Here is a 21240-nt window from a genome sequence, read left to right as displayed (position 1 = left end):
CCGATTCGCCTATGTGGGTAGCTGTTTCTACTTTGCATCACCGACCTGCCATTACAGCAGTTCAGCCACCTCATCGGAGATCTCACCGTTATGGTAAACCTCCTGCACATCGTCGCAATCTTCCAGCATGTCGATCAGACGCATCAGCTTCGGTGCCGTTTCTGCATCCATATCCGCCTTAGTGGACGGAATCATAGACACTTCCGCAGACTCAGCCTTCAAGCCTGCCGCATCCAAGGCATCCTTCACGTCACCAAATGTTTCCCACGGCGTGAAGACGTCGATCGCGCCGTCGTCATACGTGACGACGTCATCGGCACCCGCTTCTAGCGCGGCGTTCATCACTGTATCTTCATCCAGACCCGGTGCGTAAGAAATGACGCCCTTCTTGGTGAAGAGGTACGAAACGGAACCATCAGTCCCCAGATTACCGCCAGTTTTGGTAAACGCATGGCGCACCTCGGAAACGGTACGGTTGCGGTTGTCACTCAGGCATTCCACCATGACAGCTGTGCCACCCGGGCCGTAGCCTTCATAAATGATGGTTTCCATGTTGGTATCATCATCACCGCCGACGCCACGGGCAATCGCGCGGTTCAGAGTATCGCGCGTCATGTTGTTGGACAGTGCTTTATCGATCGCGGCGCGCAGACGTGGGTTAGACCCTGGATCGCCACCACCCAAACGGGCTGCGGTGACCAATTCGCGGATAATCTTGGTAAAGATTTTACCGCGTTTGGAGTCCTGTGCTGCTTTACGATGCTTTGTGTTCGCCCACTTACTATGACCTGCCATAAAAATCTCCGAAAAAAGCCTGTTCAGGCCGGATAAATAACAAATTCTTCAATCGCCTGCCGGTTGCTCCAGGACTTGGTCAACTGTGCCGCATGGGGCACATCCAGCCACTGGTAAGCAAGATGCTCGGATAATTGCACCTCGCGCTCAGCAGGTAACGCCAGACAATACCAATGTTCGGTATTGTGCGTGACCCCCGGCGCATAGCGACGTCTCAAATGAGCAAATAGCTCAAACTCAATACAGCGCTGGCAGTCAAAGAGTGATAACGCTTCAGCGGATATATCAATGTTAACTTCTTCTTTGACTTCACGCTGTGCAGCATACGGCGCACTTTCTCCTTCTTCTATACTCCCCGTCACGGATTGCCAGAATTCAGGATCGTCACGCCGTTGCAGCATCAGCACCCGCCCGGTGTCACGGGCATAAATCACCACCAGCACCGAAACAGGTCGCTTGTATACCATCTTATTCGTTCTCGGATTTTCCATCCTGAGCCGCTTTCCCTTTCACAACAACCGCAATGGCAAGCTCTTCCAGCGAGGCTGGGTTAGCGAAGCTTGGCGCTTCCGTCATCAAACACGCTGCTGCCGTCGTTTTCGGGAAGGCGATAACGTCACGAATGTTATCAGTGCCCGTCAGCAGCATCACCAGACGGTCAAGGCCAAACGCCAGACCCGCGTGCGGCGGCGTACCGTATTTCAGTGCATCCAGCAGGAAGCCAAATTTCTCACGCTGCTCTTGCTCAGTAATGCCCAGAATGCGGAACACGGTTTGCTGCATCTCGCCGCTGTGAATACGTACGGAACCGCCGCCCACTTCATAACCGTTAATGACCATGTCATAGGCGTTAGCGATCGCCGAAACGGGGTTAGCCGCCAGTTCAGAAGGCAGCATGTCACGCGGTGCGGTAAACGGATGGTGCATCGCTGACAACCCACCTTCGCCATCTTCCTCAAACATTGGGAAGTCGACCACCCACAGCGGTTCCCAGCTATTGTTTTTCGTCAGGTTCAGATCGCGGCCCAGCTTGAGACGAAGCGCACCCAGCGCATCGGTCACCACTTTTGCGCTGTCAGCACCAAAGAACAGGATGTCGCCATCTTGCGCCGCGGTACGATCCAGCAAAGCAGACAGAACGTCTTCACTCAGGAATTTCGCTACTGGGCTTTGAACGCCTTCCAGACCTTTAGCACGCTCGTTGACCTTGATGTAAGCCAGGCCTTTCGCACCATAGATTTCAATAAACTTGCCGTATTCATCAATCTGCTTACGGCTCAACTGTGAGCCGCCCGGTACGCGAATAGCGGCAACGCGGCCTTTGGCATCGTTTGCCGGGCCGGAGAACACTTTGAACTCGATATCTTTCAGCAGATCGGCAACGTCGACCAGTTCCAGCGGGTTACGCAAATCTGGCTTGTCGGAACCGAAACGACGCATCGCTTCTGCGAACGTCATGACCGGGAAATCACCCAGATCGACGCCTTTCACGTCCAGCCATAGCTCACGTACCAGTTGCTCCATCACTTCACGCACCTGTGGCGCGGTCATGAAAGAGGTTTCCACATCGATTTGGGTAAATTCAGGCTGTCTGTCGGCACGCAAGTCTTCGTCACGGAAGCATTTGACGATCTGGTAGTAGCGGTCAAATCCAGACATCATCAGCAGCTGTTTGAACAGCTGTGGGGACTGCGGCAGCGCATAAAACTTGCCTTTATGTACGCGGCTCGGCACCAGATAGTCGCGCGCGCCTTCCGGCGTCGCTTTGGTCAACATCGGCGTTTCGATGTCCATGAAGCCGTGGTCGTCCATAAAACGGCGAACAAAACTGGTGATACGTGCACGCGTTTTCAGACGCTGCGCCATTTCAGGACGGCGCAAATCCAGATAGCGGAATTTGAGACGCGCTTCTTCAGTATTGGTTTGGTTGGAATCCAACGGCAGCGCTTCAGAACGGTTAACGATTGTCAGTGCGTTGGCAAAAATTTCAACTTCACCCGTCGCCATGTCTTTGTTGATTTGGCTTTCTGGACGGGCGCGAACTACACCGGTAAGTTGGATGCAGAACTCGTTACGCAACTCGGATGCCAGTTTAAATGCGTCCTGACGATCAGGGTCAAAAAACACCTGAACCAGCCCTTCGCGGTCACGCATATCAATAAAAATCAAACCACCCAGATCGCGGCGGCGGTTAACCCAGCCGCACAATGTCACTTCCTGGCCCACATGGGACGAATTCAACTGCCCGCAATAATTAGTACGCATCACGATGTCCTTTTACTCATCCGCCAGCCCACACGTTTTCACGATAGATTACTTTTCACGGTAGATCACAACGTAAAAACCGTGGCATTTTCGCTGCACGGTATGATTTTTCTGGGTTACTGTCCGGTGAAAAAAGGCGGCTATTATAAAGGATAATAGCCAGAACGATAAGCATGAAGGTAACGCTCTGCGACGCCGCCGCCTACTCTTTTTACGAAATTCCCTTCTCGGTTAACGAAATGTTCGCTAATCTAGGAATAGTTGTTACAAAACTAAACATCAGAGGAAAACCAGACCACAAGAGTGCGGTGATCAGAAAATCGTCAGAAAAGCAGCATTTAAGTTGGCCAATATTCGGAGGCGCATCGACCCAAAGGCATAGGACATACCGACGCCCACAGCATGATGATTTGTGGAAACCAACCTTCCCTTTTAGTAAAACCTGCTAAAATTACTAAGTAACTGCTTATTTTTATAAAAAATTTTAATAAAAAACGCTTTTCCATTATTGGCTAATGCGTATGGTTTACATGGAGAACAAGTATGTATTCATTTGTTGCCCGTCAACCCATTTTGAATCAACACCGCCAAACCGTTGCCTACGAGCTACTTTTTCGCATGGACATCACCAATAAATTCCCTGACGTCAGCCCTGAATTTGCGACTGCGCAGCTTATTTCCGATCAATTTTTAACCAATCCATTGGCAAGATCCGTAGTCGAGCAGCCTTACTATATTAATTTCCCCCATCAAATGCTGATCAATGGTCAGGCTGAAGTATTACCGCAGGAAAAGGTTGTTATAGAAATTCTTGAAAATGCTGCACCCGACAATGATTTATTTGCTGCCGTAAAAAAGCTAAAAAGAAAGGGCTTCAAAATTGCGCTTGATGACTTTTCAATGGATTCAGAATGGGATCGTTTTTTGCCTTACATTGATGTCATCAAATTCGATTTAACCCTGTCGACTTTTGGCGACATTGAAAATTTCATCAAAAGAACCAAACAGCGTAAGTTAATTTATCTGGCCGAAAAAGTAGAAACGCATGAGCAATACATGCAAAGCAAAAAGCTGGGCATTTCACTTTTTCAAGGGTATTTTTTCAGTCGTCCTGAAATGATTAAATCGAAAAAACTGGTCAATAAATCCAGCAATACCATAAGGCTACTGAGAGAGGTTAATAAACCTGAAATCAACTATGCCGCGATCGAAGAATTGGTCTGTGCCGATCTGTCGCTTTATTATAAATTGATGCGCCACATCACCAATATCAAATACAACACTCGCTTTGGTATCACTGCGACCTCGATGTCGTTCCGTTCTATGGCAATGCTGCTTGGGCAACGGGAACTCAAACGTTTTGTGTCATTAATTAGTATTACCAATAGTAATGAGAATAAACCCAGTGAGCTTTATCGCACTAGCTTAATTCGTGCCAGATTTTTCGAATTACTGTATGCCTCTTTTAATGTGAAAGAAGATACCACCGAGGCGTTTCTATGCGGATTATTATCGCTGCTTGATGCTGTATTGGACTCACCGATGCCGCTGTTGCTCTCACAAATCGCACTATCGGAAAAAATTAACCAGAGCTTATTAGAAAACACCGGCGAACTTGCCGTTTATCTGACGTTAATCGCTAAATACGAACAGCAAGAGTGGGAAGAGCTTGAACGCCTCTTAATCCAGTTGGATATCGATGAAGAAAACTTCTTTACCATGATAATGGAGGCAACACAGTGGGCGGATGAGATTTTATAAACGATTTATCTCGGCTCACTCGCGCTGGTCTAGCAATTACGCGATAATCGTTGCCATCCTATTGAGGCTCAATGAAATTATGGTGCGATGATGTACATCGGATTACCACAATGGCAGCACCCTGCATGGAGTCGGTTGGGTTTAAACGATCTTGCCGACTACAGCCGCTACTTTAGCTGTGTCGAAGGTAACACGACCTTTTATGCGTTGCCTTCACGCGAGATTGTCGGGCGCTGGCGTGATATGACACATGATAATTTTCGCTTTTGCTTCAAGTTTCCCTCAACGATCAGCCATAAGGCTGCCTTACAGAACTGCGATAGCGATGTCAGCCTGTTTTATCAATGCCTTGAGCCGATCGAACACCGTATCGGACAGCTATGGCTGCAACTCCCCGCCACCTTCGGGCCAGTGTTGTTACCCGTTCTGTGGCGTTTTCTTGATGCCTTACCGCAGGGATTTAGCTACGGCGTAGAAGTGCGTCACCCGCTATTTTTTACCAAAGGCGATGAGGAGCGTGCGCTGAATCAGGGGCTACAGCAGCGTGGCATCAACCGCGTGATTCTCGACAGCCGTCCGGTTCATCACGCTGCGCCAGACAGCGTTGCCATGCGTGAAGCCCAGCGGAAGAAGCCTCGCGTGCCGGTACACGCCGTGCTGACCGCCACGCAGCCGCTGATCCGCTTTATCGGCAGTGAAACTCTGGAAGAAAATCTGCGCTGGTTCAAGTCATGGCATAACAAGCTGCCGCAGTGGCCTGAGGCGAATCCCTTCTTCTTTATCCATACACCGGATATCGGTGATGCTCCGCCGCTGGCGCAACAGCTTTGGCCATTACTCGCCGAGATCGATCCGACACTGCCGCCTCAGCCAGATTGGCCGCAGCAGGCGACGCTCTTTTAAACCACAGGATGCGGGGGCTGTATTAGTTCATTTAGTTATAAAAAATTTCATAACGTAGCCCATTTCCGCTAAAAAAATCAGCCTTTGCAGGCGACAGTTGCGTTAGGGAAAGCTATTATTCTGCAAGCCGTTTTCGGTTAGGTTACGGAGTAAAAAATGGTAAGTGCGCTCTATATCGTGCTCGGCGCAATCTTGTTGATAAAGCTGTCTATTGATGTTGTGAAACTGAGAATGCAGTATCGCGTGGCCTACGGCGACGGTGGATTTTATGAATTGCAAACGGCGATCCGAGTACATGGCAATGCAGTGGAATATATTCCAATTGCGGCGATTCTACTGGTACTGATGGAAATGAATGGCGCCCTTATCATCATGATCCATTTTTGCGGCATTCTATTGATTACCGGACGTTTAGCTCACTACTACGGACTTCGGCATCGCGAATTCCGCTGGCGGCGTTCGGGTATGTCGGCAACCTATGCCTCACTCATCCTGATGATTGCAGCAAACCTCTATTATCTCCCTTGGGATCTGGTTTTCACGCTGTATTGATGGCGTACGACAAAAACGATACCTACCACTCTCGGGCGCACAGATATAATGCGTCCGAGAATCAAAAGCCGCACACATGTGAAAGGTGAAGGCTACATACCCTAAATAATTCGAGTTTCAGGACAAAACGTTAGCGTTTTGAACAGCGCACATGCAACTTGAAGTATGACGGGTATGGCGTATTCTGCTAGAATGTGCGCCTCTTTATTACTCTCAGTGCACTTTCCGCCATGCCAAACCGCGATATGCTTTTTTCTGTGCCAATTGCCAATTTAGGCGACTGGACATTCGACGAACGCGTTGCCGACGTATTTCCCGATATGATCCAACGTTCCGTGCCCGGCTATTCCAACATCATCTCAATGATTGGCATGCTGGCAGAGCGATTCGCCCGCTCGAATAGCCTCGTCTACGATCTGGGATGTTCGCTAGGCGCAGCCACGCTATCTATGCGACGCAATATCCATGTGCCGGACTGCAAAATTATCGCGGTAGACAATTCTCCGGCGATGGTAAAACGCTGTCGTGGCCACATTGACGCTTTTCGCTCCGAAACGCCTGTCGAAGTTATAGAAGCGGATATTCTGAACATTGATATCAAGAATGCTTCCATGGTTGTGCTGAACTTTACTCTTCAGTTTCTGGAGCCTTCCCAGCGTCAAGTGCTTATCGAGCGTATTTATCAGGGATTGAATCCCGGCGGCGTGCTTGTGCTCTCTGAGAAATTCAATTTTGCGGACAAAGACGTCGGCGAATTGCTGTTCAACATGCATCTCGACTTCAAACGGGCAAATGGCTACAGCGAGCTGGAAATCAGTCAGAAACGCAGCATGCTGGAAAATGTCATGTTGACCGACTCAGTAGAAACCCATAAGGCTCGACTGGCAGATGCTGGTTTTGAGCACAGCGAGATCTGGTTTCAGTGTTTTAATTTTGGTTCGTTATTAGCCGTAAAAGCAGAGGAAAAGGCGTGATCGATTTCGGCAATTTTTATCAGCAAATCGCAAAGGGCCCGCTCAGCCACTGGCTTAACACGCTGCCTTCACAGCTCAGCAGTTGGCAGCAAGAATCCCTGCACGGTAAGTTCAAGCTATGGTTTAACTCGCTGGAACACCTCCCGTCGCTGAAGCCAACCTCTTTAGATTTGAACGACAGCGTCACAGCACGCATCGAGCCCGATATTTCCGTCGGTCAGCGCGAAGGGATTGAAAAGCTGCTACGTAATCTGATGCCCTGGCGTAAAGGCCCCTTTTCGCTTTACGGTGTGGATATCAACACCGAATGGCGTTCAGACTGGAAATGGCAGCGCGTTCTACCACATATCAGCCCGCTGAAAAATCGCCTGATTCTGGATGTAGGCTGCGGCAGCGGCTATCACCTATGGCGAATGGTCGGTGAAGGTGCCACGATGGCGGTGGGTATCGACCCCATGCAGCTATTCTTATGTCAGTTTGAAGCCGTGCGTAAGCTACTCGGCGACGACCAGCGCGCACACGTTCTGCCACTCGGCATTGAGCAACTTCCCGAGCTGGCTGCGTTTGATACCGTATTTTCCATGGGCGTCCTGTACCATCGTCGTTCCCCGCTCGACCACCTGTGGCAGTTGAAAAATCAGCTGGTAGCGGGTGGTGAGCTGGTGCTGGAAACGCTGGTCATTGAAGGTGATGAAAATCAGGTGCTGGTGCCGGGAGAACGCTACGCGCAAATGCGCAATGTGTATTTCATCCCGTCTGCTGTGGCTTTGACAACATGGCTTGAAAAATGCGGATTCGTCGATGTCCGCATCGTCGATATCTGCACAACCACAACACAGGAACAGCGCCGGACAGACTGGATGATCACTGAATCGCTGGCTGAATTCCTCGACCCTGAGGATCCAACGAAAACGGTGGAAGGTTATCCCGCACCGGTACGAGCGGTATTGGTTGCACGTAAACCTGGTGCTGAGCTATAGGCCTCTGCGCCTCCATTATAACGTTCGATAAAAGCACTGACGATAACTCGATAAGACGGCCAGTGCGCTTGACTCGCGACGCCAGTTCGCCAAGCGCCACGGCGACGTCATCATCGGCCACAATCCGCCACACCTCGAATCGCTCCGGTATAATTTGCTTAGCCAATTCACGGAAAAATGAAGCCACCTCCTCCCGATTCCGACGCGGGTCGCTCCAAGGAACGACCTGCACATCACCCGAGATATCCCACTCTACTTCCTGCGTAAACAGCTCGACGATCGCCTTCAGTATCTGTGGATCGTCGGGCTGAGCCCAGGTCGAATTCGAAAACATTTGCAAAGCGACCTTGCGATGAGCAACCGTCAGGCCACGCTCGTCCATCACGCGTAACGCCCCATTCTCGGCCTTCAACCGCGATCCGATCGCCGTCGACGATAAAAACCAAACCGTCAATATCGTGGGTAAGCCAAGCAGCGTACACAGCGATCCATTCAGCAAATTTCGCGTACTGGCATCGCCCGACCCAATACGCGCAGACCGTAATAGCTGCTCAGAAAAGCTCGTACCAACAGTAATGCCGGTCGAGCTGAAGATACATCTCCGTTGCGTTGCCCTACCGCAAATAGGTGGCATAACACCTGTTCCCGTCGGTTTACATCGACTCTACCGATCTGTACGACAACCGAATCTTTACCCGAACGCTCTAACGCGGCAAATACTCCCATGCGGCCTCGGCACTTGACCAGATTGAGATAGGCAAGGACAAAAAACGCATTTTCACTGTAGCGCACTTAATTAACCCCCATCCTCCGGCAAAGACCGGACGCGCTAATCCTGAATTCAATGCCAGTATCTGTCGTTTTTCAATGCTCCCCACACAACGAGAGAATGATAATCAATATCATTTGTTGACAGATTTTCTATTGGTGAGTAATCTCCATAATTAGCTGTATATATATACAGTGACAATAATCAAACAGGAGCTTAATGATGGATACAGTATTAACAAACCGTGATGGACTTGAGTGGAAAAGAATGTTGGAGCTTGGGTATGACTGGAACGGTGAGTCGTGGAGTCGGCCGGAAATCGGCAAATTGTTGTGACGCCAACTCATGACGTACAGCCCCTGCCAAAAAATGGCTCCGATCACGTTAGGCATTGACAGACTATTTACACGTTTATCGACTCGCTGAATCAGCGTGTCGGGTAACGCGATGTTGGTCTGTTGCTGTTTGCCTTCAAAAGCAGATAGGTCAACATCGATAACAAACCAGCTATCAAGCTGGACGCTTGTTTGACTCATAGAGGATATAAAAAATGTTAACCACTGGAACAACCCGAATCACCGGCGACAGAAAGCTAAACGACCTGATAGGCCATCTGATCGATCCGCAATTGGTCGAAGTTGAAGCGGCTCCTCAGATTAAGGCAATGGCTACTTCCCGTCTGAATTTTAAAATGCAGAAACAAACCCAAACTAATTGGTGCTGGGCGGCTGTTTCCGCCTCGGTCGGCAACTTCTACCGCACTGGGTCTTGGACCCAGTGCGGTGTAGCCAGCGCCTCTCTGGACCGCAACTGCTGCAATCAACCGGGACCGTGCAACATCTACGGTTATTTGGATTCCGCCTTGCGAATCACACGCAGCTACAACGGCATGAATAGAGGATCCTTGCAGATGTCGGCCATTCGGAACCAGATCAAAAAGGGCCGACCAATCGGTTTGCGTTGCGCCTGGTACGGTGGCGGTGCGCACTTTTTGGTTATCTATGGGACCGACGGTGATTACCTGTTGATTGCAGATTCGATCTACGGTTACTCGACCCGTGCTTTGAACTCGTTCCCCAGGTTATACAAATCCGGCGGAAATTGGACTGACACTTACTTCACCGTAAAAAAATAAAGAGGGCAACATCATGCAATTGACTTATCCAAAAGCGCCTTCCAACGGCGTACAGGCACTGCGTCCGGCACTGCAATCTGCGCTGAAACCTCAGGGCTTCGGCATCAATCGTCAATTCGCGGGCGCCAAGCCGGGCAAAATAAAGCTGAGCGAAGGCTATCGTGGCTACTCGCTCAGCCTAGAGGATCTGATTCACGATAAAGGCCTCAAAGACGCTAAGGTCGGCGATTGGCATTACTTAGTGTTTGCCGATGAAGTGACGATTGCCGACGCGCAATTGACCGACGTGCACGGACATGTCGAGTTCGCTTCGCTCAACCACGGAAATTTGGCAGCCGCGACGGTAGAGGCGCTAAAGCTGGCGGATCTATCGCCGCAACTACAGGGAAAAACCGTTGAACTGCGAGTATTATTCATCTCGGCACTCCACGTTGTGGCAATCTGGCTGTACGCCGACAGCGAAGATGTGCTGATCCCAATTGAGCCAACCCCCAAGGAAATTGCAGTCACTCAGTTGTATAATGAGGCAGAGCTGCTCGCTTTGCTCAAACCGGCGGCTGATCAGGCCCATAAGCGCTTCGACGCAGACACCAGTGGGCTGTTAGGGGGTGGATAAAAGCCAAAACCTTCACTTTAGAGGTTCAAGACAATGCCACTAAAATTGGCTTTTTTAGCCTGATAGTGTTGTGTTTAACACCTAGATGGTGCGCGACTCACTGTGTGAGATCCGCGTTCAGCAGGGTAACACGGTCATGGTGGCGTCGCTGAACTACGGAGTCAGAGGCTAAACCACTGGGCGGAGTTCGCTCCGCCCAGTGGTGGTTGTTTGGCGTGGTTTCCCTGCATCCTTTGAAGAATACCGCCGGCTCTACGGGCCGGCCCCTCTAAGTCAACGATTGGAGGTTCGGTATGAAAATCATCAACACACCAGTAAGTGTAACGGCTCGCGTTTATCGCAAATTTGGGCTCACATTAACTGCAAATGAAAATCACGAACGAAGCAGTCTGGCGGCGGCAGGATGGTGTACCACTGGGCCATGAAGGGGCTGAAGGTGGGAGAGCTGGTTGGTAACGCATGGCCATTGCGCGAATGCGGTACGCCGGGTGATGCGGGGAAGTTGCGCCTGAAATCCGGGGTGACGCTCAAAAAACCATTATCTTCCTGTTATGACGGTGCCGACTTCAGGGAGCCACCCAAAAAAAGTCAGGATCCTGCCCCCTGTGTTCACTGTCCTACGCGGCTACGGGCACTTTGAAATTCCTAGGCGTTGAAAAAAAGCCCCAGCAACACACTGGGGCTTGGTACTTGCCATGCAAACCTGATGGTATGCGGCGCGGCAAAATTGAAGAATGACGATGTGGTGTCTATACAATGCGATCTATCAACCGCTACACCATGAAACACTTTGCGTTACGATACATACTGCATTTCACGATCCGGGCTGACCGCCCGTTTCATTGCTTCCACCACATCACCATCCACGCAATACTGGCTAAATTCATCTAATTCCGTATCAGAACACATCGACACGCCGATTTTGCGATAACGCATAGGCGATGACGTCCACTGACCTGCGGAGCTATGCAGTTCCCGGATACCGGCTTGCTGAAATTTGTGCACGTTAGTCAACCGCACGCCGGAACCCGCCATAATAATTGGACCGCGACTGGCCTGTGTTAGTTCACGTAATAACCGCAACCCATTCTCCGCCGTCTGCTGCTGCCCAGAGCTCAATATGCGTGATACGCCAAGGTCGGTGAGCTGTTCCAGCGCAATATAAGGGTTCAGACACATATCAAACGCGCGGTGAAAGGTCACCGCCATCCCTTGAGCCACCGCCATGATTTCGCGCATTTTGGGCAAATCAATGTGCCCTTCCTCATTCAGCGCACCGACAACAACGCCAGGGAACCCCATCTCACGAACCTGCTCAATATCGTATTTGATGGCAGCAAACTCCGTCGCGTTGTAGCAAAAGTCGCCGCCTCGCGGGCGCACAATCGGGTGAACAGGAATCGCGATCTTTTCACGGGCACCCCGCAGCGCACCATAGGATGGCGTTAATCCGCCTTCTCGCTGTCCTGCACAGAGTTCAATCCTGTCAGCCCCAGACTGCGCTGCCGTTATCGCACAATCAACGCTATAACAGCATACTTCCAGTTTCGTCATCGCTGCTCCTCCATGTAAACTCCCAGACTACTTTTCTTAATTGTCATTGTCGAAAAATCGACGAATCATTACGCCGATTAAAGTAATAACTATGGCATTCGCATTCATATCGTGAGGAGACGGGAGTCACAATGAACGCGATACAGCGCCGAAATAAACATGACATAAACCACAGTTTTATTAATCTGTTCTATACCCGTCATACTTTAAATTGCAGGTGCGTTAGCTACACTACTCAGCCCACTCGCGTGAACCTCGCCCCGTCGGGGTCGCTGCAAGCAGCGCTCAAATCTGCCGTTGTTCAAAACGCTAACGTTTTGTCCTGAAACTCGAATTATTTAGGGTATACAGTAAAAGAAAGTGGCATGAATAACGTGATATGCCATTTTACTTTTAGTCAATGTCATCTTTCTGATTGCTCTACATGCTCAGCTATTTTCATAACGAAGACATTTCGCTCGTGACAACGTCTCGTATATCAAATGGATGAAACTTTATTGTCACTTTCCCATTAGTTACTGCTAGTGTCGGATTAGGGATTCGTTCTTTTTCGCCTTGCGGAGAACTAAATTTAAGCTTGATGCCAGGCGTACGTAGTGCATCATCAGACAAGCAGGTCAAAGCACGCTGATGCAGTGTTTCCGTATCACCGGAAAGCACCAGCTCCACATGCTCCCATCCTTCATGGGGATAATATTTTTTCCCCGGCCACGGTAATTCGATACAATCAATCTGCCAGGGGCCGACAGATATTGAATTATCCAGTATAAACAGGCAGATTGGGCGGCCATTGATTTGGTTTTCAGACAGCAGACAGCCAGCCTTCAGCAACGCCGCTTTCCATGATTCAGCCGTGGTATTCTGATGACAACGCAGCGAAATATGATCAGCATGAAACGCGCCCAAGTCCAGCTGTAGCACACCCGCTAATTCCTGTAAGTCTCGCTCAAATCGCGCTAAATCCGTTATCAAATCATTGGGTAACATATCGGGTAAAACTCCTCGCGGCCCATCACATATCAATAACTATTTTCGATAGTGAGAATATCATACCCATAGTACATTCTAATTAAATTCTACTTTTCCCCATGTACATTTATTTACACCTTCGTTACGTGAAACGCATTAAATGCAAAGAAAAGGCAACCATGTCGTTTGATTAATAAACGGAAACGTTTTTTACCCGATGTTAATCTGCGATACTTCTCGCAATCTATTCTGGGAGGAATCTTAAATAAGCCCACCTCCATTGAACGCTGAAAAGAAAACGTATAAATTAAGAAAATAAATAATAACGCAGAGATATCATCATGGTTTTACTCATTATATCCATCGCGCTTATCGCTATTGCGGCATACGCTATTTTCCGCCATTTTAAAACCAGAAACTCACATAAAATTGGTGTAAATAGTCGGTCGAAAAAACGTTAAGATCACGATTTGATTTATTTTTATTCTACCTAAAACTATTTTTTATTTTTATCGCGCTCTCCTCAATCCATTCTTTCATCTCATCGCGCCTTTTTTATCTCCCGCTCTGCGGGTAATTTTTCGCCTGAACATCCCTTTGCTTCCGCCGTCTGCTGACGAGGAAAGGCAAATATGGTATAAGCAAGGCTTAATTTTTAATTTAAGGTAAACCGGTGAATATTCAGGCTCTTCTCTCCGAAAAAGTCAGCCAGGCGTTAACCGCCGCGGGCGCGCCAGCAGACAGCGAAGCTCAGGTTCGTCAGTCGGCAAAAGCACAGTTTGGTGATTATCAGGCTAATGGCGTCATGGCCGTGGCGAAAAAACTGGGCATGCCGCCGCGACAATTGGCTGAGAAAGTCGTCCAGCTTTTGGCACTGGAAGGCATTGCGGAAAAAACAGAAATCGCGGGCCCGGGATTTATTAATATTTTTCTCGATAAGCAGTGGGTTGCGAGCCAAGTTGAGAACGCCCTGAATGCACCAAAACTGGGTTTAACGCCCGTTGAACCACAAACGATCGTGATTGACTACTCTGCCCCCAACGTCGCGAAGGAAATGCACGTCGGCCACCTGCGTTCAACCATTATTGGTGATGCCGCAGCCCGTACGCTGGAGTTTTTAGGCCACAATATCATCCGTGCTAACCACGTTGGCGATTGGGGTACGCAGTTCGGCATGCTGATTGCCTACCTTGAAAAAATGCAAAACGAAAGCGCCAACGAGATGGATCTGTCCGATCTTGAAGCGTTTTATCGTGAAGCGAAGAAACACTACGACGAAGATGCCGATTTCGCTGAACGCGCACGCGGTTACGTAGTGAAATTACAGGGTGGCGATGAATATTGCCGTCAGATGTGGCGCAAGCTCGTCGATATCACCATGACGCAGAACCAGATCAACTATGAACGCCTTAATGTCACGCTGACCAAACAGGATGTGATGGGTGAAAGCCTGTATAACAGCATGCTGCCGAACATCGTTGCCGATCTGAAAGCAAAAGGTCTGGCAGTTGAAAGCGAAGGCGCAACGGTAGTTTTCCTTGATGAGTACAAAAACAAGGAAGGCGAACCGATGGGCGTCATCATCCAGAAAAAAGATGGCGGCTACCTCTACACCACAACCGATATCGCCTGCGCCAAATACCGTTATGAAACCCTGAACGCCGATCGCGTGCTTTACTACATCGATTCCCGTCAGCATCAGCATTTGATGCAGGCTTGGACGATCGTGCGTAAAGCGGGTTACGTGCCCGATTCTGTCAGCCTGGAACACCACATGTTTGGCATGATGCTGGGCAAAGACGGTAAACCATTCAAAACGCGTGCAGGCGGAACGATCAAGCTGTCCGAGCTATTGGATGAAGCCTACGGTCGCGCACTGAAACTCATCGCGGAAAAAAATCCACAGATGGAAAGCGACGAGTTAGCAGCGTTGGCGAAAGTGGTTTCTATCGGCGCGATTAAATACGCAGACCTGTCGAAAAGCCGTACCACGGACTACGTTTTTGATTGGGATAACATGCTGGCGTTTGAAGGCAACACAGCGCCTTATATGCAATATGCCTATACACGTGTTGCGTCCATTTTCAAGCGTGCGGGCATACAGGAAGACACCTTAACGCAGCCGATTACGCTGAATGATGAGCGCGAATTTGCGCTTGCCACGCGCCTGCTGCAATTTGAAGAAACCATCACCTCCGTTGCCCGCGAAGGCACGCCGCATGTGATGTGTAGCTACCTGTACGATCTGGCTGGCCTGTTCTCTGGTTTCTACGAACACTGCCCCATCCTGAACGCCGAAAATGATGATGTGCGTCAGAGCCGTCTAAGACTGGCGCTGCTCACGGCAAAAACGTTGAAGCAGGGTCTGGATACGCTGGGTATCGAAACCGTCGATAAGATGTAATTCTCCATCGACTAAAAACGTATCCATCAACGTAAAACAAAAACGCCATTGGTGGCAGCACCAATGGCGTTTTTTACTACGCAATTCCGTAATGTTGTTACACGCTACGGCGGGCGAAATCTCGGGGTCGGAATCCCAACAGCGCCAGCGTGGCAAAATAGGATCCCGCGCCCACGACGACGACCAGCAGTAAGCGCAGAATTCGCATCGTCATATTGCCGTCATCCCATGCGGGCATCCACCACAGCATGCCCAGTAAAACCAGCGACATCACGATAACCGCTGCCAGCAGGCGAACCAGAAAACCTCTCCAACCCGGCAGTGGTTGGAAAATATCCTGCTTACGCAGTTGCCAATACAGCAGCCCTGCATTCAAGCAGGAAGCAAGTCCGATGGACAATGCCAGACCCGCATGTTGCAGCGGACCGATAAAGATCAGGTTCATAACTTGCGTCAGAATCAGCGTGACTATCGCTATTTTTACTGGCGTCTTGATATCCTGCCGGGAATAGAAGCCAGGCACTAACACTTTGACGACAATCAATCCCATCAACCCAACCGAGTAGGCAACCAGCGCGCGTTGGGTCATCAGCGCGTCAAAGGCGCTAAACTTACCGTACTGGAACAGCGACACCGTTAAAGGTTTGGCTAAAATTCCTAATGCTACCGCGCTCGGTAGCGCCAGCAGGAAACACAGACGAAGCCCCCAATCCATCAGGCGGGAATACTCGTCATGATTGCCACTGGCAAAACTTTTCGCCAGCGACGGGAGTAAGATCGTCCCTAACGCCACCCCCAATACGCCGGAAGGAAATTCCATCAGACGATCGGCGTAATACATCCATGACACCGCCCCTTCGTTGAGGAAGGACGCGAAAATGGTGTTGATGATCAACGAAATCTGGCTCACCGACACGCCTAAAACCGCAGGTCCCATCAGCTTCATGACTCGCCAGACTCGCGGATCGCGCCATTTCAGGCGCGGCAATACCAGCATGCCAATCTTTTTCAGATGCGGTAGCTGATAGCCGAGTTGCAGTAAACCACCAACCAATACCGCCCAGGCCAGCGCCATTACGGGAGGGTTAAAATACGGTGCAGCAAACAACGCGAAGCCAATCATGCTGACGTTTAGCAGCGTCGGGGCAAATGCCGGCACCGAGAAACGGTTCCAGGTGTTTAGCACCGAACCCACCATGGAGGTCAGTGAGATCAGCAGGATATAGGGAAACGTGACTCTTAATAGATTAGAGGTCAGCTCAAAGCGCTCCGGCGTCGCAGCAAAGCCGGGAGCAGTGACCATAATGACCCAAGGCGCGGCGACCATACCCGCCACGGTGACTAATGCCAGAATCAGCGTCAGCATACCGGAGACATAAGCGAGGAACGTTCTCGTGGCTTCATCACCCTGCTGGCTTTTATATTCGGCCAGAATAGGCACGAACGCCTGTGAAAATGCACCTTCCGCGAAAATGCGTCGGAGCAGGTTGGGCAGTTTGAACGCGACAAAGAAGGCATCCGTCGCCATACCTGCACCAAAAATACGCGCGACAATAGCATCGCGCACAAATCCTAAAATGCGCGATAACATGGTCATGGAACTGACAGCAGCCAGTGATTTAAGTAAATTCATCCGATTATGTTCTGAACGGTTCAGGCGTGATTATTAACCCGTTGGGGTCATCCTGATTGCGAGGTGCGACTAGTCTACGCATTGCGCGTGTAATAGCTACCGAACATTGTCATAACCGCTGAACTTTTCAGCTTTTTCCCAGCAATTTTTCAATCATGCGCTGGGATAGCAACGCCTGGTTACCGGATGTTTCCGCTGGTTTCCGTTGTTCGATCGCTGCCATGAAATGATGCACCGCACCGACAAATCCACGTTGTTCTAGCGTAGTTTGCCAGGATGGCACAGTTGGGTGGAGCGTCATCCCTTCGCGATCTTCACGCCATTCACGCATCTCATCCACCTGATATAACCCACCGTTGGTAACGGCCTGAACCCACTCTCGCTGGCTCCCGGCCTGACGATGCATGCTGGTCGTCACCTGACAGTTGCCGCTCTGGAAATGATGTTCGGCATACAGTAGTTGGCCGTCCGCATTTGCATGCAAAACACCATCAACCAATTCGGCATCACCTCCTGCCAGCCATAGCGCGGTGTCAACCACATGCAGGTAGTCGTCCAGTAAGGTAAAACGCACATCTTGCGGCCCGACGCTATCAATACGATGTTTATCCATGCGCAGGGATGCGGGTTGATCCAACCGTTGCTTTAGCTGCTGATAGCACGGAGCAAAACGACGATTAAAGCCAACCATGAGAATTTTTTGTTGTTGCTCTGCCAATTCGACCAGCACTTCCGCTTGCTCCAGCGTCTCTGCCAGCGGTTTATCCACATAGACATCGACACCCGCCTCAAGCAGTTGGCTTACAACGGAAAAATGGCTGGCGGTACTGCTATGGACAAAGACCGCATCGCAGTGGGCTGCCAACTCATCCAATGCAGAGAAACCCGTCATCCGATAGTGTTGGCAAATCCGCTGCGTCTTTTGTCGATCGGGAGAAAATGCACCAACCAGTTCCCAGCGCTCAGCCTGACTGAGAATGGGCAAATAGGCTTTCTGCGCGATGGATCCCAACCCGACGACACCGATACGAGGGCGTTGGATGGATACGGTAGGTTCTGCAACGTTTTCCGCAGATGGAAACTGAGGCTTCATGGCTGATTTTCTCCCTGATACAGATTCTATTACGCTAACAGTGCGGCAAGTTGACGTTTGAGTTCAGCAACCTCTGTCTCTAACGCTTCAACTCGCTCGGCCAGCGGATGCGAATTGTCGTTCACGCTTTCCTCTTCAAGAACCGCCGCATCACTCGCTTCACCACTGAAAAGGTGCCGGTAGCGGCTTTCCCGTTTGCCCGCCTCCCGCGCGAGTCGTACAACAAACGGGCCATCGTCACGTTGTTGCAATTGATCAAGGGTGGATTCAGCTTCGCCAACATCTGAAAAATCATACAATCGAGCGGCACGCGTACGCAGTTCACCCGGCGTCTGTGGACCACGCAGCAGAAGCGTCGTCACTAGAGCGACCTCCGCGGGAGAGAGCTTCAGATCGCCAAACTCCGAATTGCAAAAACGATGTTCGTACTTCACAACACGGTTACCAAAGCCGCTGAGCGTGCGCAGGAAATGCTTCTTCACGAGCAAATCCAGCGTTTGCTGTACCTCACTTTCGCTCAGTTCCGTCACTGGCTCACGGTTGGTTTTCTGGTTGCAAGCCGTGGTGATGCTGTTTAACGACATAGGGTACTGATCCGGCGTAGTGATCTGCTTTTCCAACATGCAGCCGATTACGCGGGCTTCGCGAGCATCCAATTGGTATTTCATCATTTTTCCTTAACGCGGAGACTTCCACTCGGCGTTGGTCAACGCGGTTAATACATGATCCTGCCATTTGCCATCAATTAGCAGATAATCCTTCGCATAGCCTTCACGTTCAAACCCCAAACGCGTCAATAGGTTCCCACTGCGCTGGTTATGCGGCATATAGTTAGCCATGATGCGATGCATATGCTGCTGACGCTGCATGTAACACAATGCCGACTGCAATGCTTCGTACATCAGCCCCTGCCCCTGCCCCTGCCATTTCTGGCCGAGAGAGTAACCCAGATAGCAGGCGTGGAACGATCCCCGCAGTACGTTACTGAAATTCGCTACGCCACACACTTCGTTTTCATTCAGATCCAACAGGAGGAAGTAATAAGCGCTGCCCTGTTTATGCATTTCGTTAATCACGCTAAGCCGCGCCTGCCAGCCAGATGGATAGCAATGGCTGGCGTCTCTCACGGGTTCCCACGGCTTAAGAAAATCACGGTTTTCAGAATAGTATTCAGCCAGACGCCATGCATCGTGTTCATGGGCCAGACGCACCACCAGCCTATCGGTTGTCAATTGCACTTTTGCCGGCGTTGAACGATAGCCAAACATTTTGCCCCCTACTCTCCATGTTATCGATAAGTAAAATTCATCGGCGCTGAAAAAGTGACTATTTCACATAAGCAGAAAATATCGGCATTCCCGATAATCCTTACTATAACCACATAAATTCATGGACGTAAAATCCTCGTCGCCGAGTTATTGCGCAGTTGAATCAGGAAAGCCATTTTTTCTCGCTGAAATGCTACTCGGATAACGTTAAATCGATAAAAAAATATTATCCAACAATAGGCTATACCAAAGTTGAATTAGAGTACAAAATAGTCACGTCTGTTATTTTCCTCCTTTCTTCGTTGTGGTGAAACATGCCTCTGATGTCGCAAGCTCGGAGCTTGGGTAAATATTTTTTATTACTAGATAATATGCTGGTGGTTTTAGGGTTCTTCGTTGTTTTCCCCCTTATTTCCATTCGTTTTGTCGATCAACTCGGCTGGGCCGCATTATTAGTCGGTATCGCATTGGGATTGCGTCAATTTATTCAGCAAGGTCTGGGTATTTTTGGCGGAGCCATCGCTGACCGCTTTGGTGCCAAACCGATGATTATCACTGGGATGCTGCTGCGCGCCTCCGGTTTTGTTTTCATGGCGATTGCTGACGAGCCTTGGCTGCTCTGGCTGTCCTGTGCATTGTCCGGTTTGGGTGGCACGTTATTCGATCCGCCGCGTACCGCACTGGTGATCAAGCTGATTCGCCCGCAAGAACGTGGCCGCTTCTATTCACTACTGATGATGCAAGACAGCGCCGGTGCCGTCATTGGCGCCCTGCTCGGCAGTTGGCTGCTTCAGTACGATTTTGAGGTTGTCTGCTGGGTTGGCGCGGTCATTTTCGTGCTTGTAGCAGGGCTTAATGCCTGGCTGTTACCGGCCTACCGTATTTCAACGGTAAGAACGCCAATCAAAGAAGGGCTGATGCGCGTGATTCGCGACCGCCGTTTCCTGATGTACGTATTAACACTGACGGGCTACTACATGTTGGCCGTTCAGGTTCTGTTAATGCTACCCATTATGGTCAACGAAATCGCCGGAACGCCGTCTGCGGTGAAATGGATGTATGCCATTGAAGCGGTGCTATCGCTGACGCTGCTTTATCCTATCGCCCGCTGGAGCGAGAAGCGTTTCCGGTTGGAACAGCGCTTGATGGTGGGGCTTTTCATCATGTCCGTCAGCATGTTCCCAATTGGGATGACGACAGAGCTTCGGCCGCTGCTGATGCTTATCAGTCTGTTTTACATGGGCTCTATTATCGCTGAACCTGCACGTGAAACCTTGAGCGCCTCGCTGGCAGATTCCAGGGCCAGAGGCAGCTATATGGGCTTCAGCCGGCTTGGGTTGGCGCTGGGCGGCGCGATTGGCTACAGCGGCGGCGGCTGGCTATTTGATACCGGACACGCATTAAATCAGCCGGAACTGCCGTGGTTCATGCTCGGCACCATAGGGTTTCTGACGTTAGCCGCGCTGTATTGGCAGTTCAATCAACGCCGCATCGAACCCGCGATGCTGGGTGGTCATTAGTCTGAATTTTACCGACGAGTTTGATCTCGTCGGTAAAGCCCTTCTATAC

21 protein-coding genes and 1 pseudogene are annotated in these 21240 nt (G+C 50.2%); 10 read left to right on the top strand and 12 right to left on the bottom strand.

Features of this window, described 5'->3' with window-relative positions; genetic code table 11:
* Positions 1-51: 51 nt before the first annotated feature.
* From GZ59_RS09955 to aspS, 3 genes are read right to left on the bottom strand one after another with little or no spacing between them, the layout of a single operon-like run.
* Positions 52-795, bottom strand: a complete 744-nt coding sequence (locus GZ59_RS09955; protein ID WP_011094041.1) for a YebC/PmpR family DNA-binding transcriptional regulator — start codon at positions 793-795, stop codon at positions 52-54.
* Between the two features lie 23 nt (positions 796-818).
* Complete coding sequence (gene nudB, locus GZ59_RS09950; RefSeq protein ID WP_005967739.1) at positions 819-1262, bottom strand: dihydroneopterin triphosphate diphosphatase; 444 nt, start codon at positions 1260-1262, stop codon at positions 819-821.
* Position 1263: 1 nt separating this feature from the next.
* Entirely contained in the window at positions 1264-3060 is a 1797-nt protein-coding gene (gene aspS / locus GZ59_RS09945; RefSeq protein ID WP_039291514.1) for an aspartate--tRNA ligase, read from the bottom strand.
* A gap of 543 nt (positions 3061-3603) precedes the next feature.
* Between aspS and GZ59_RS09940 the strand changes: the two genes are divergently transcribed.
* From GZ59_RS09940 to cmoB, 5 genes are all read left to right on the top strand, one after another.
* Positions 3604-4821 carry an EAL and HDOD domain-containing protein gene (locus GZ59_RS09940; protein ID WP_039291511.1) on the top strand — a complete coding sequence of 406 codons (1218 nt, stop codon included), beginning with the start codon at positions 3604-3606 and terminating at the stop codon, positions 4819-4821.
* A 90-nt stretch (positions 4822-4911) separates the two neighbouring features.
* On the top strand, positions 4912-5724 hold the full coding sequence (locus GZ59_RS09935; protein WP_080641321.1) for a DUF72 domain-containing protein: 813 nt from the start codon (positions 4912-4914) through the stop codon (positions 5722-5724).
* Positions 5725-5880: 156 nt separating this feature from the next.
* A complete protein-coding gene (locus tag GZ59_RS09930) occupies positions 5881-6276 on the top strand; it encodes an MAPEG family protein (protein ID WP_011094055.1) in 396 nt (131 codons plus the stop codon).
* 230 nt (positions 6277-6506) lie between these two features.
* A complete protein-coding gene (cmoA, locus tag GZ59_RS09925; RefSeq protein WP_039291507.1) occupies positions 6507-7250 on the top strand; it encodes a carboxy-S-adenosyl-L-methionine synthase CmoA in 744 nt (247 codons plus the stop codon).
* On the top strand, positions 7247-8230 hold the full coding sequence (gene cmoB, locus GZ59_RS09920) for a tRNA 5-methoxyuridine(34)/uridine 5-oxyacetic acid(34) synthase CmoB (protein ID WP_011094057.1): 984 nt from the start codon (positions 7247-7249) through the stop codon (positions 8228-8230). Before cmoA ends, cmoB begins: the two co-directional genes overlap by 4 nt.
* Here the strand turns inward: cmoB and GZ59_RS24065 are convergent.
* The 3 genes and pseudogenes from GZ59_RS24065 to GZ59_RS22855 all read right to left on the bottom strand — a co-directional run.
* Positions 8115-8564: a nuclear transport factor 2 family protein gene (locus GZ59_RS24065; protein WP_226302311.1), complete on the bottom strand. Its 450-nt coding sequence runs from the start codon at positions 8562-8564 to the stop codon at positions 8115-8117. The two genes, cmoB and GZ59_RS24065, sit on opposite strands and share 116 nt — an antisense overlap.
* 158 nt (positions 8565-8722) lie before the next feature.
* Complete coding sequence (locus GZ59_RS23890) at positions 8723-9022, bottom strand: hypothetical protein (protein WP_011094058.1); 300 nt, start codon at positions 9020-9022, stop codon at positions 8723-8725.
* Between the two features lie 313 nt (positions 9023-9335).
* Positions 9336-9511: pseudogene (locus tag GZ59_RS22855) on the bottom strand (type II toxin-antitoxin system HicB family antitoxin); the annotation flags it as partial.
* A 38-nt stretch (positions 9512-9549) separates the two neighbouring features.
* Between GZ59_RS22855 and GZ59_RS09915 the strand changes: the two are divergent.
* The 3 genes from GZ59_RS09915 to GZ59_RS22845 all read left to right on the top strand — a co-directional run bounded on the left by GZ59_RS09915 (position 9550) and on the right by GZ59_RS22845 (position 11390).
* Entirely contained in the window at positions 9550-10134 is a 585-nt protein-coding gene (locus tag GZ59_RS09915; RefSeq protein WP_011094060.1) for a papain-like cysteine protease family protein, read from the top strand.
* Positions 10135-10147: 13 nt separating this feature from the next.
* The gene (locus GZ59_RS09910; RefSeq protein ID WP_039291503.1) at positions 10148-10750 is read left to right on the top strand and encodes a hypothetical protein; all 603 of its coding nucleotides are present in this window, start codon (positions 10148-10150) and stop codon (positions 10748-10750) included.
* Positions 10751-11153: 403 nt separating this feature from the next.
* Positions 11154-11390, top strand: coding sequence for a hypothetical protein (locus GZ59_RS22845; RefSeq protein WP_071598450.1), 237 nt, complete (start codon positions 11154-11156; stop codon positions 11388-11390).
* Positions 11391-11545: 155 nt separating this feature from the next.
* Here GZ59_RS22845 and cutC read toward each other — a convergent pair whose 3' ends face one another.
* Both cutC and GZ59_RS09900 read right to left on the bottom strand, forming a co-directional pair.
* Positions 11546-12304, bottom strand: coding sequence for a copper homeostasis protein CutC (gene cutC / locus GZ59_RS09905; RefSeq protein ID WP_011094063.1), 759 nt, complete (start codon positions 12302-12304; stop codon positions 11546-11548).
* 438 nt (positions 12305-12742) lie between these two features.
* Complete coding sequence (locus tag GZ59_RS09900) at positions 12743-13291, bottom strand: VOC family protein (protein WP_039291498.1); 549 nt, start codon at positions 13289-13291, stop codon at positions 12743-12745.
* A 655-nt stretch (positions 13292-13946) separates the two neighbouring features.
* On the opposite strand from GZ59_RS09900, the gene argS reads away from it, so the two are divergent.
* Positions 13947-15677 (top strand): arginine--tRNA ligase, encoded by a 1731-nt coding sequence (gene argS, locus GZ59_RS09895; RefSeq protein WP_011094065.1) that lies wholly within the window; start codon positions 13947-13949, stop codon positions 15675-15677.
* A gap of 97 nt (positions 15678-15774) precedes the next feature.
* Here argS and murJ read toward each other — a convergent pair whose 3' ends face one another.
* The 4 genes from murJ to rimJ form a co-directional block, all read right to left on the bottom strand.
* Entirely contained in the window at positions 15775-17310 is a 1536-nt protein-coding gene (gene murJ / locus GZ59_RS09890) for a murein biosynthesis integral membrane protein MurJ (RefSeq protein ID WP_011094066.1), read from the bottom strand.
* Between the two features lie 127 nt (positions 17311-17437).
* Positions 17438-18403: a Gfo/Idh/MocA family protein gene (locus GZ59_RS09885; protein ID WP_011094067.1), complete on the bottom strand. Its 966-nt coding sequence runs from the start codon at positions 18401-18403 to the stop codon at positions 17438-17440.
* A 29-nt stretch (positions 18404-18432) separates the two neighbouring features.
* Complete coding sequence (locus GZ59_RS09880) at positions 18433-19071, bottom strand: YceH family protein (protein WP_011094068.1); 639 nt, start codon at positions 19069-19071, stop codon at positions 18433-18435.
* Between the two features lie 9 nt (positions 19072-19080).
* A complete protein-coding gene (rimJ, locus tag GZ59_RS09875) occupies positions 19081-19671 on the bottom strand; it encodes a ribosomal protein S5-alanine N-acetyltransferase (RefSeq protein WP_039291495.1) in 591 nt (196 codons plus the stop codon).
* Between the two features lie 314 nt (positions 19672-19985).
* Between rimJ and mdtH the strand changes: the two genes are divergently transcribed.
* Positions 19986-21191 (top strand): multidrug efflux MFS transporter MdtH, encoded by a 1206-nt coding sequence (mdtH, locus tag GZ59_RS09870; RefSeq protein ID WP_011094070.1) that lies wholly within the window; start codon positions 19986-19988, stop codon positions 21189-21191.
* Positions 21192-21240: the final 49 nt, after the last annotated feature.

It is taken from the genome of Pectobacterium atrosepticum, assembly GCF_000740965.1.
In the GTDB taxonomy this organism is placed as follows: Bacteria; Pseudomonadota; Gammaproteobacteria; order Enterobacterales; family Enterobacteriaceae; genus Pectobacterium; species Pectobacterium atrosepticum.
Note: the sequence above shows the minus strand (reverse complement) of the source record. Positions and strands in the feature narration are given on the sequence as shown.